7 protein-coding genes are annotated in these 11190 nt (G+C 57.5%); all 7 read right to left on the minus strand.

Annotated elements, in window-relative coordinates:
- Positions 1 to 247: 247 nt before the first annotated feature.
- From BJF95_RS22210 to tssG, 7 genes are read right to left on the minus strand one after another with little or no spacing between them, the layout of a single operon-like run.
- Entirely contained in the window at positions 248 to 1180 is a 933-nt protein-coding gene (locus BJF95_RS22210; RefSeq protein WP_175577310.1) for a serine/threonine protein kinase, read from the minus strand.
- On the minus strand, positions 1170 to 2558 hold the full coding sequence (gene tagF / locus BJF95_RS22215; protein WP_075641696.1) for a type VI secretion system-associated protein TagF: 1389 nt from the start codon (positions 2556 to 2558) through the stop codon (positions 1170 to 1172). The genes BJF95_RS22210 and tagF overlap by 11 nt, the downstream gene beginning before the upstream one ends.
- Before the next feature lie 34 nt (positions 2559 to 2592).
- The gene (gene tssM / locus BJF95_RS22220) at positions 2593 to 6078 is read right to left on the minus strand and encodes a type VI secretion system membrane subunit TssM (protein ID WP_075641715.1); all 3486 of its coding nucleotides are present in this window, start codon (positions 6076 to 6078) and stop codon (positions 2593 to 2595) included.
- Positions 6078 to 7595: a type VI secretion system protein TssL, long form gene (tssL, locus tag BJF95_RS22225; protein ID WP_075641697.1), complete on the minus strand. Its 1518-nt coding sequence runs from the start codon at positions 7593 to 7595 to the stop codon at positions 6078 to 6080. The genes tssM and tssL overlap by 1 nt, the downstream gene beginning before the upstream one ends.
- Complete coding sequence (gene tssK, locus BJF95_RS22230) at positions 7592 to 8932, minus strand: type VI secretion system baseplate subunit TssK (RefSeq protein WP_075641698.1); 1341 nt, start codon at positions 8930 to 8932, stop codon at positions 7592 to 7594. Before tssK ends, tssL begins: the two co-directional genes overlap by 4 nt.
- On the minus strand, positions 8922 to 10154 hold the full coding sequence (locus BJF95_RS22235; protein ID WP_075641699.1) for an FHA domain-containing protein: 1233 nt from the start codon (positions 10152 to 10154) through the stop codon (positions 8922 to 8924). Before BJF95_RS22235 ends, tssK begins: the two co-directional genes overlap by 11 nt.
- Positions 10151 to 11188 carry a type VI secretion system baseplate subunit TssG gene (gene tssG, locus BJF95_RS22240; protein WP_245297402.1) on the minus strand — a complete coding sequence of 346 codons (1038 nt, stop codon included), beginning with the start codon at positions 11186 to 11188 and terminating at the stop codon, positions 10151 to 10153. The genes BJF95_RS22235 and tssG overlap by 4 nt, the downstream gene beginning before the upstream one ends.
- Positions 11189 to 11190 lie beyond the last annotated feature (2 nt).

Consider the following 11190-nt stretch of genomic DNA (forward strand, 5'->3'; position numbering starts at 1 on the left):
GGGGGGAGATCGGCACGGAGCAGAGCCTGAATACTTTGTTTGACTTTGTCTTTTTGGAAAAACGGATTCCACATATCGATCTCCCCCCTTGAGGGGGAGATGTCCGGCAGGACAGAGGGGGGTAAGCCACAGGGAAAACCTTTGCGCCACTTACCCTATACGGCGCGCAAAGGATGCTGTAGCGCTCTACATCGGCGGCATAATTTTCCCCTTCAATCCACTCCGGTGTAAGGGATTTTCCAGCCTGTCAGCCCAAAAGGCCTTTACTCCGTTTCAACTCAGCCAAAGCGATGTCGGCACTTTGTGGGCGATCTTCTGGATTTCGGGCGCAAAGATCCTTTGCAAAATGCGCCAGTTCACCAACGCGCTGATCGTGGGTCACCGTGAGCAATTGATGCAAAATCCGCCCTGCACTGTAGATATCCATAGTGGGGTGCGCGGGCCTATCGGGTGCTTGCTCCGGCGCGCAATAGTTTTCCGAATAAGCCGCCTTGAGATCCAGTGCCGCGTGGGTTTCGCCGATCTTCAACGCGATGCCGAAATCGCCAAGGGAGAGGTGAGGGGCGGCACCGGGCAACAAAAATATATTGGACGGCTTTACGTCGCAGTGAACATAGCCATGCTCATGCAGACGGTGAAGAGCCTGCAGCAAGCCCCCCATGATCGCGGTTATTGACGCCACATCCCGTGACTGATCTGATGTTGATTGTGTAAGCCGCGATGACAAAGGCTCACCGCCCCATGGCTGAAGAATTGCCGGTCGGCCATCGGCAAGGCGCAGCAAAGCTGTGGTTTCAACAAGATGCGGATCGCGAAAGCAAAGGCCAATCTCGGCTTCTCGTCGCAAAAGAGCGGCGCGGCTGGGAGCAATTGGCTGATCCTGGCGCAAGGTTTTCAGCACATGCAGGCTTGCCAGATCGCGGTGACGCAGCTTGAGTATATCGTGATGCGCACCGCGATATAGGCGGGTTTCAACCGCAAATGTCCCCGCAATAAAGCCGGGCTCAGCGCTCTGCAGCATGGGTTCCATGCCGCTGGCTGCGCGATCAAGGGTGTTGCGCAATTGATCAATCAAGATTTTCTGTTGCCCCAATGGGCGCATGTCACCGTTTTGGTGGCGAACACACGCCATCAGTGCCGCAAAGCGCGCGGTCAGCTCATCACCTTCATCACGCACCATCATCTTGACCATAGCCGATAACGATGGCGCTGATGTTTTCGCGCACATTGGCAATCAGCGCTTCCTGCACCAGACTTTCTGCGCCTTCGACGCCCGGACTTTCCAGCAGGATTTCGGCAATCGTCCGCTCTTTCAAGGCGTGAACCAGCGGATAGCTGCACAGCAACAGCCGATCACCCGCATTGAGCGGCTCGATCAGAGCCTCGGGTAAAAATTGCTGTTCAAGGCCGACACCACGGCGCAAGCGCTTTTGCAATCCGACACTGACATGATCGCGGGTCAGCGGGCGCATAATGCCATCGCGCAACAGATAACCCCGCGCATCGCCCGCCCATAGCAGCAGCGCTTGGCCATCCATAAGGGCAGCTGTGATAATGCTGGCATGCAAGGGGCCATGATCACCGCGATTTTGCCGGGCCAGCAGCAGGCTATTGGCACGGCCAAGCTTGCCCTTAATCTCCTGAATCATCGCTTCAACACTCACCGCCTCGCCAATATCGGTTAAGCTATGGGTCGCCAGTTTTGCGGCCTCGGCAGCAATGGGCTGGTCGCCAACACCATCGGCAATGGCAAACAAGGCTGGCTTGTCGCACAAAAACAGGGAATCCGCGTTGAGCGAAAACCGGGTACCTGCATGGGTGGCGTAGCCGTAAGCAATCTTTCGAGGCATTGACGCTTGATGTTCAGCCTGATGAGAACGCGCAGGCTCACGCTCAACTTTTTCGCTCACGGGTGCCGGGCTATCCTGCGGTTTGGAGCGATTGCTTTCACGAAACAACTGCACAAAGCTCTGTGGAGCCAAGGTTCCCTGAAGTCTCACCCCACGCGAGCGTCCGGTTTCGGTATCAATATACCACCAGAGTGCCGAGGGATCCGTCTGGGCCACGCGACCGCCCTCTTCATCTTCTGGCCGGGGCAAGCGCATCCGCTTCAAACTTGCGGTAAAATGACCAATATCAAAATCGCGGGTCAGAGAGGTTTCTGCCAGCCCTTCTGCTGCCATAAACCACGTATGATCCAGATAAAGCGTGCGTGGATGATAGGCAAACTCATGCAATTGCGCGACAATCAACAGCGGAAAGCTGCGCCCGACTCGGTCCTTGCTGGGCAGCATCACACCGGCGTAGGTTGCATCCCCCCACACACCTTTTTCAACAATGAAACGCCAAGGCGGTGATGCTGCAAAGATTTTGGGCCAATGGGCACCAAACTCCTGTTCGCAGGCATGCAGGCCACCCCTTATCCATGCGTCCAGCACCGTGATGGTGTCACGCTCCAACCCTTCCGAGATGAAATCACCATGACTTGGCAATTTCCCGAAAAAGCCAATCCGATCCTGGCCAGATGGCTTAGGTTTGGGTGCCGAGCGCAACGCCATGGCTTGTCCTCACTTGTTTCAAAACTGGCCCCCATCAAAACTGTGCCGGGCAGGCAAAGTCCGACATGGCCTTGAGCCGGAAGGGATTGAGCACCGAGCCGAACTGCACATCAAACTCGGCATTCTGCCCCGCATTGTCGAATCTGACCCGAAACAAACCGTCCCGATCACTTTCGATTTTGGCATCATCAAACAGGCGGAAGGGCGACCAATCGCCATTTTCGGTTTTGGCCTGCTGCCACCCGCCCGGCTGAAACGCAATGCGCGACATGTTGGCGGGCTGTTTCGATGGCCATGTGATGGATTTCGCCTGAATGGGTCCGTGGAAATAGACCACGCGCTCGCCCTCGATTTCCAGCATCACGGCGTTGGAGGCATCGGTGAGCGATACAGGTTTCACATTGATGGTCACCTCAGGTGTCTCGCTGCCATTGGGGAAGAAGGACCGATAGATTTTGTCGGCATTCTCAAACTGGGCAATGGCCCCACTTGGGATTCCGGCCGCGCCAAACGTGCCTTTCCAACCCCATGGCGAGCTGGTTTGATCGACAAAAGGCTCCAGCCTTTGCTTGAAGAATGTCTGGAACAGGCCCTTAGGCCCAAACAGACGGACAAAATCACCCATCGTCACATCGCGCTTGGCGTTGCGATCAAACGGATAGCGGCCCGTAATGGCCGTCGAGCAAAGGCTTGCGCCTTCCGCCGCCCAGAGATCGGAAATACGGCTGCGGGCAGATTTGACCGCAAGCGAGCCAATGTCAGCGGCAAGCCCGGCCATCCAGCCATCCAGCGGTGCAGGCAGGCGACGCGCCTCTTGCAACAGATCCTGATTGGATTTGGTCAACTGGCTATCAACATCAAACACTTTGGCAACCTCGGCCGATGAGGTCGCCGAGCGGGACAGTTGGTCGTGCAAATTATCCAAAAGCGGCAGGATTGCATCAACCTGTGCCAGATTTTTGCTATCAGAGGCGCTCTTTCCCGAAGCATCGGCCGCGGGCGCATCCAGTGCGTCGCGCAATTTTCCATAAGGGTCCGGGGCCGCCATGGTCGAGGTCAGCATGGCAGCAATGGTATCATCATTGCCAGACGACACCGTTGTGACAGTCGCCGTTCCATATCCTTGCGGACGCAGATCTGTGGCTTGCGCAATGGAGCGCGCCGCAAGCCCAATGATATTGCGCTCATTGGACAGAATACGGGTTGTTTCAGCCGCATCCCCCAGACTTTGCGATGGCTTGACCGTGATGTCGCTCAACACAGTGGCCCATTTTTGCTCAAAGCGGTCAAAATAGATCTGAAGGGCAGCTTGCGACACGGCCTCAAGGGTCTGGCCCTTGATTTGCGTGTCCGAACCCCGCACCCAATCTTCCCGCATGGCCTCGCGGGCGGCATCGGCCAGACCGGGCAGAACAATGTTTCGATATCCGGTAGCCGTGAACAGCCCCTCGACACCTTCTGTCAGCGGTGCACCGGAGGTGCGCATAAAGGCCTTATCACCCAAAGGGCCAAAGGCCTGCGCTGGCAACCAAGGTGCGGTTGCGCGGGCTTTCCGCGACCCCGCCAGAATATCATAGGCCCGCTCGGCAACACTTTGGCTGGCAATCGTGGCCTGCGCCTTGGCAATCAGCCTGCTGTCCAGCTCAATCGGCGGCAGGGAGCCTGCCGCCATGGCATGGGCATGCTGAGTGAGGGCGCGGCGGGTGGCCGCACGCCCTTCACCGGGATAGAGCGCGTTGAACATCTGTTCCGCCTGATAGGAGACGAAATCGCGATCCAGTTTTCCAAGTCCGCCCAGCATCTCATACAGTTTGAGGGCGTTGAAGGTCTGCGTTACGTCTTTCTCATTGGTCAGATCGCGCTGCAATTCCACCAGCATGCGCGGCAAAAGCAGGCTGTTTAAGGCCCGCTGATAGGCATCGCGCTGGCGGCTGGCAATCTTGTCGGCCTGATTAAGCCCAAAGCTCGCCACCCAGACATGCCGCTCGGCAAAACCATCCGTGACCGAGCGCAAGCTATCCAATGCCGGAAGCACGCGCAGAAAATCGGCATCATCCACATCGCGCACTTTGACGCCCAAAATCAGCTTGTCATAGGCGTTGAGTTTTTCATCGGCGGCAATCAAGGCCATGCGATTTTGGTAATAGGTCGTGGCCCAGCCGGTAAACACAATGGCAACGGCGGCAATGGCCAGCCCATAAGACACCCGGCGCAGCAACAGTTGACGATAGGAAAGGCGCTTGTCGCGGGCCACAAGGGCCGCTTCATTGAACACCACCTCTTTGAAAAGACGTGGCAGAAAATAGCTGCGTCGTGCCCTTGGAATGCTGCTGGCCGCCGCCGTTTCCTCGCCCTGGGTTGCCGAGACAAAATAAAGACCGCGAATGAGCGGGGCCTCAACCAGCGCCGAGCCAGCAGACAGCTCCACCAGCGCATCGTGCAGCTTCTCTTGCAGGCTGGCAAGCTCAGCCGGGAACTTGAAAATCCGTCCCCTGAGTTCGGTGCTCTGTTCCTGTTGCAACCGTTCAACCAGCATGGCATCAACGCGCTGCTGCAACAGCGAAAATTCCTCGTTGAAGCGCTCAGGCAGGGTTTTTGCCCCATAGCTCTCGTCAAGGCCAAAGGTCATGCCCCAGACCTGTTCACGGTCGCTTTTGTTGAAACCGTCGTAAAACTCGACAAATCCGGTGAGCAAATCGGCTTTGGTCAACAGCACATAGACCGGCGCGCGCGCGCCCAGATATTCATCCAGCTCAGACAGACGCTTGCGAATAGCGCGTAATTCTTCGCGCTGGGCTTCCGGGTCGCGGGTCATCAAATCGCCGATCGACAGCGTGACCAGCGCGCCATTGACCGGCTGCGAGCGGCGATAGCGCCGAAGCAGCCCCAAAAAGCCTTCCCATCCGGCTTTGGACGAGCCGTCCAGATCGTCCTGCGTGGTGTAGCGTCCGGCAGTGTCGATCAGGATCGCTTCATCGGCAAACCACCAATTGCAATTGCGCGTGCCGCCAATGCCTTTGATGGCGTCGCTGCCCAGCGCTTCGCCCAGCGGAAATTGCAGGCCCGAATTGGTCAAGGCCGTGGTTTTGCCAGAGCCAGGTGCTCCAAAAATCACATACCACGGCAAATCATACATATAGCCGAAGCGTTTTTTGGTGATGCGCTGCAACAGCGCCATCGCTTCCTTCAAGCGTGTTTGGATTTCACCAACTTCGGCATTGCGGCTGGCCAGCGCCTGCTGCTCGATGCTGTCAACCAGCTCGGCGTCCTGTTTGCGAGCGCGCAGCGTGGTGATCGCCATATAGATCAGCCACACGGCAACAATCGCAACAATGGTCCAGATTCTTGCCGTCGAGGTGGCAAAGGGCTTGAAGCTGCCAAACGCCAGAAGATAACCGTAGAACCAGATGATCACGCAGATCGCAATCACCCAAATGACAGAGATAAAGCGTCTGCCAACAATGCCCGCATAGCTATCCACATAGGAGCGGATCGAATAAAAATAGCTGAGAGGATTGATCATGGCTTTCCTCCCTGCTGCGGTTTGCCGCTCTGATCATCCACCTGAACGGGGGGCGAAAAAATCCCGGCATCGGAGAGCTTTTCATCCGGATTGGTCAAAACCAGAATTTCCGTTCTGCGGTTCATTTCTCGGCCTTCTGCGGTGGAATTATCGGCAATCGGGTCACTGTCGGCACGCCCCTCGGTCAAGATCGCATCGCTTCCGGCGTAAGCTGCCAGAATATCGCCAACCGCCTTGGCTCTCGCCTCGGACAAATGCCAATTCGAGGGGAACTGCACCGTTTTGATCGGCACATTGTCGGTATAGCCAATCACCACAGCGCGGAATTTCTCGGCGGCCAAAGCACCCCCGATGCGCTGGATCAGATCTTTAAATTTGGCGCTGACATCGGCACTTCCCGTATCGAAAAGCCCGGAATTGTTGATGCGAATCCGCAGGCGTCCGTTGACATCCGACAAGGACACCAATTTCTTTTCCACCTCGGGCTGAAGGAAGGCCATCAGGTTTTGCAGCCGGCTTGGTGGCTGCGGCGCTTCGACTTTCACAGGCTCTTTTGGTGGGGTCTCAATCTTTTCCGGCAGCTTGGCAGGGGTCTCCGGCGGCGGTGTGGGCACGGTGATCAGCACGCTTGGGGCTGCACGCGGCTCAAGTGCTGCCAGTCTCTGGAAGGTTCTATCTGATGTATCGTTCAAGATCAGCGTGAAAAACAGATAGCCAAGCCCAAACGCCAGCGCCAGAACCGACAAAAGGGTCCAGAGCGCCGCCATGGTCTGCAAGGGTTTGTGACGGGCATTCACGCCCTGCCAATGGGGCGAAAGTTCGCGCTCAAACACGCCATATTGGCCAAGAAGAGTTTTGTAGAGGCTATCGCGGATGCGTGCCAGCTCAAGTGCGCCGCGCGACGATACACGGGTGCGGCCTTCAAAGGCCAGTGACAGGCTGAGATAGATCAGCAGCAGCAGATCCTTGTTGGCCCCCGGCGATTGGTGAAAATGATCGAGGATATCAAACACCCGATCGCCGCCGGTCACGTCATTGTGGAAGGTCGAGACAAGGCCTGAGCGCGCCCAGCCAGCCCGCACACCCCACGGCTTGGACAGCACCACATCATCCACCGTTGCGCAGATGACATAATGCGCCGCACGGGCGCGCTCCGGGCTGATGCGGGCGCTGGCCAGATCCCGCTCATAGCGGTTCACCGCTTCAATGCAGACGCGGCGCAGCTCTTGCGTATCCGGCTCGGCTTCAAGATAGCGAAGCGCATGCGCCAGATTGAGAAGGGCTGCTGCCGAGCGTACCAACACCGGCATTTCATGGCTGCCGAAGCGAAAATTGTCGATCAGGTGATTGACGGACACGCCACCGCCTTGTCTGGCTGCCGGATCGCCGCCGTCGACCACACTGTTGAGCAAATCGGAGACATTTTTTGCCGTCTCGTCCTGCAGCTGTTTTTCCTGCGTGACTTCGACAACGGTTGGCATGTCCTGCCAGTGGGAAGGCCGTTCTTCGCTCATTCTCTCAAGGCCCATAGTTCCATCTCAAGGCCGGGAAATTCGCCAGCGAGATGCAGCGCAATTGCGCCAGATGTTTCCAATTGTTTCCAAAGCGGTACTTTGGTGTCGAGCTCGAAATAGATCGTGCCCGAACGATAGGGCAATTGGCGCGGCAGAACCGGCAATGGCCGCACCGGAATGCCGGGCAGGGCCACATTGACCAGCTCGGCAATTTTCTCCACGGGGCCAACCTTGATTTGCGCTGGCAATTTGCGCCGCACATCTTCCGCCGACATTTCGGCGCGCACGGCCAGAACAAAGCCCGCATCTTTCAGCAGGCTGCGATCGTTCAGCGTTCCGACCCGCACCCCATGGCGCCGCTCGATCAGCTCGATGGCAACCGCCGCCTGTTCCAGCACCGACGAGAGCGATGTGCGCAGATCGTCGATCACGGCAGCAAATGTTGCCTTCAGATCATCATGGCGATAGGCCGGAAAATCGGTGGCGCGTTTGCTCTCCATGGTGAAGGTGGCAATTTCACCGGCCAGCTGAATGCAATGCTCATAAAACACCATGGGGTGAATGCGCGTCGCATTGGCCAGCAGATGCTTGAGCAGCGGATCGGCCCGGTTGAGAATTTGCAAAAGGAAGTAATCGCCCACTTCGGCTGTGCCGCGAATGGTCGGATCGCCAATGCGTTCGGCAATCGCCGTTGCACGGTGGCGCACAATGCCCAGCAATTCCGTCATCAATTCATTGAGCCTTGATGCCGCAGCACAGCTCAGGCTGGGTGGAATAAAATCGGGATCGAGGATCACCGCCCGGTCAGAGCGCACCTCCACCACCCGCGCCAGCCCGATCAGCTCATAACCGGCCAGATTATCGCCGGTCTTGAGGAATTTCAGGTTCAATCGGGCAACATCAATCGGCGCAATGAAATCGGTGTCAATATTGGCATCCGGCGCTTCATAATTGGACGCCACCACCCGCACGCTGTTGGCCGTGGCAGCCCCTTGGGCTGCCATATCTGCCTTGCCCGGCTGTCGGGCCGGAAGTGCCAGATAGATAATGGCGTTCTTGGTGTTTTCATCCAGATCAAGAGCGCTTGGAAGATCGGCATCTTCCGGCGCATCAAAGGGCGTGCCATCGGGCAGCAAACCACGCAGGTTGGACAGGGCAAACTGGCCAATGGCCAGCGCGCTGCGATCTATTCCGATTTCCAGCAAGCCCCACGGATAGGGCGACAGGCTGCGGGTGATCGAGCGGACCAGCCGCTCTGTCCATCGGTCTGCCTGTTGGAAATGCTGCACACGAAGAAACATGCCCTCGGTCCAGGCAACGCGGTTTTCATGCCTCATCTTTTGTGTCTACCCCCTTGAAAGTCTCAGGCTCGGCTGCTGGCTCTGGCGCAATGGCAGGCTCACCCGTTGCAGCACGGCGAATAAAATCCTTGATCGAAATGGTCTGGCCAGCCTCTTCAAACTGCTGGCGATAGGCGCTCCAATAGTCCCGGCCACGCAAAAACGGCAGGCGGGGTTGCTCGGCATCCACACGGGCCTCGACAATTCTTGGATCGAGCGTGTGGCTTGCTTCGCGCATCACTCTTTCAAGCGCATCGCTCAAGCGACGCTGACGCTCAACAAGATGCTCAAGATGACGGATAATCTCCGCACCATCCGTGACGGGCAATCGCGCCGCATCATCCGACTGCATGCCAAGTGTGGCAAAGCAATCGGCACTGGCCGCGTCCAGACGCGCAAGCGTCTTGGCAAGGGTTTGCAACAGCCGCGCATCCATGCATGCAGAGGGTGCAACACGCTTTGAATCCGGTTTGGACGGCTCGGCGAAAATCTCGTCAAAATCGCTGCGCGACACAGGTGCCGGATCAGCCTCCATGATCGCAGCTTCATCCGATGCCACATCTTTTATGCGCTTTGGCGGTGCAACGCTGACCACCGTTCTGGTGGCGTTATGGTGCTCAAGCTGGCTGCCATAATCTTCGTCTTCAAACCAGTTGTCGGGCAGAACGGTTGAAGACCCCTTCACCTCCGGCGGGCCGCTCCAGCCAATATCGACATTGCGCGTCAAGGTTTTTCCGCTTTTGCCTGACGACGTTGGGGCCACGGCCCATGGTTCTTCGGCCACGCGCTCGCCCATAATGCCACGGGCGGTTTTGCCATTGGGGGCAATATCGGACAGGATCGACGAAATGGTCAGCGATTCATCACTGAGCGGCAAGGAAGACACCGGATCACCAAGATCCTCCTCCACTTCACCAATGATGGTGACAGTGAAGGCGTGGCCGCGAATATCGATCACCGAGCCATTTTTCAGCGGGCTGGTTTCGCCTTCCATCAGGGTTTTGCCATCAACCACCGTGCCATTGGCGCTCTGGTCTGACAGGCTAAAGCCTTTGCTATCGCGAAAAATCGTGCAATGCAGCTTGGAAACGCGGCGCGTATCATCTTCAATTTGCCAATCGCATTCGCGTGAGCGCCCAAGCGTGCGCCGCCCGTGCTCGATGGCCCATATGGATTGACGACTATCCGTTTTGACTTTGGGACGCAGCTCCAGCCTCATGCCGCCGCTCCTGCCGGTTTGATGGCAAGCGCTGCCTGCCGCTCGGTCACAATCGCATCCGTACTATCACGCGAAGGCTCTGCAACCCGCGCCCAGCTGTTCCAGCCAAGACGAGCGGGCATGGCTGCGTCGCCCATTTGGCAAAAGGGCACATCTTCCTTTTTCAAAATCACCTGCGCATCAATTTCAAACCCGCTGCCCACGAACAGCCGCGCCAGTGCAAACATATCTCTCAGACGCCGCCCGCCAGGAGCCAGCGTCAGATAATCGGCATAGTTCACCGGGCCAATGACAATGCGAAACGCCCCGCTCATATCCAGCGCCTTGCTGCCAGCCATGGCGGAAACACCAAGGCGGGGAGGGGTTGCGCCGCCCATCTGGCTCAATTCTTCTGGCGCAACCGAGACCCAGCGCGGGCGAAATTGCTCGATGCGGATGGGAAGGCGTGAAAACTCTTCCAGCATGGCACGCAAGCTTGCAGCATTGCGCGTGCGGTCCGCAAAAAAGCCCGCAAACCGCAGGATCACATTTTCATCGACCCCGGCTGTCTCCACCATTCTGGCCGTGCCAAAACCTGCCAGCGACAAAAGCGCCTTGCGAAAGGTGTTGTCTTCCCGCCGTTTGCTCCAGCGCAGACGCCGCGCCAGCCGGTATTTTTCCGCGGCTTCCACAAACAGTTCGGAAAACCGCGTGGCAAACAGGCTGACAAAACTGGTCAGCGCCCGCGATTTGTTGCGCTCTTCGCGCAACAGCAGCTCATTATATTCCGGTGGCATGGAGCCAAGCGGCCCGACAAGCGCGGCTAGTGCCGATTTAAGCTCAAATTTGCCTTTGCGTTGGCGAAAACCGCTGACTGCCAAGGGCGTCGGCTCTATGCCCAGATGCGGCGCAATCTCCAACTCGCCATCTTGCGCAAGGTGCTGTGCGAGGCGAAAGGCCGTTGTCGGCTCAAAATGGGCCGGGTCTTGCTGCAAACGGGCGGCAAGCTTTTCGCGCTCTGTGTCACTTTGCGGGTTTGTCATGTGAACATTCATGA

The organism is Rhizobium oryziradicis, assembly GCF_001939045.1.
GTDB classification, from domain to species: Bacteria; Pseudomonadota; Alphaproteobacteria; order Rhizobiales; family Rhizobiaceae; genus Allorhizobium; species Allorhizobium oryziradicis.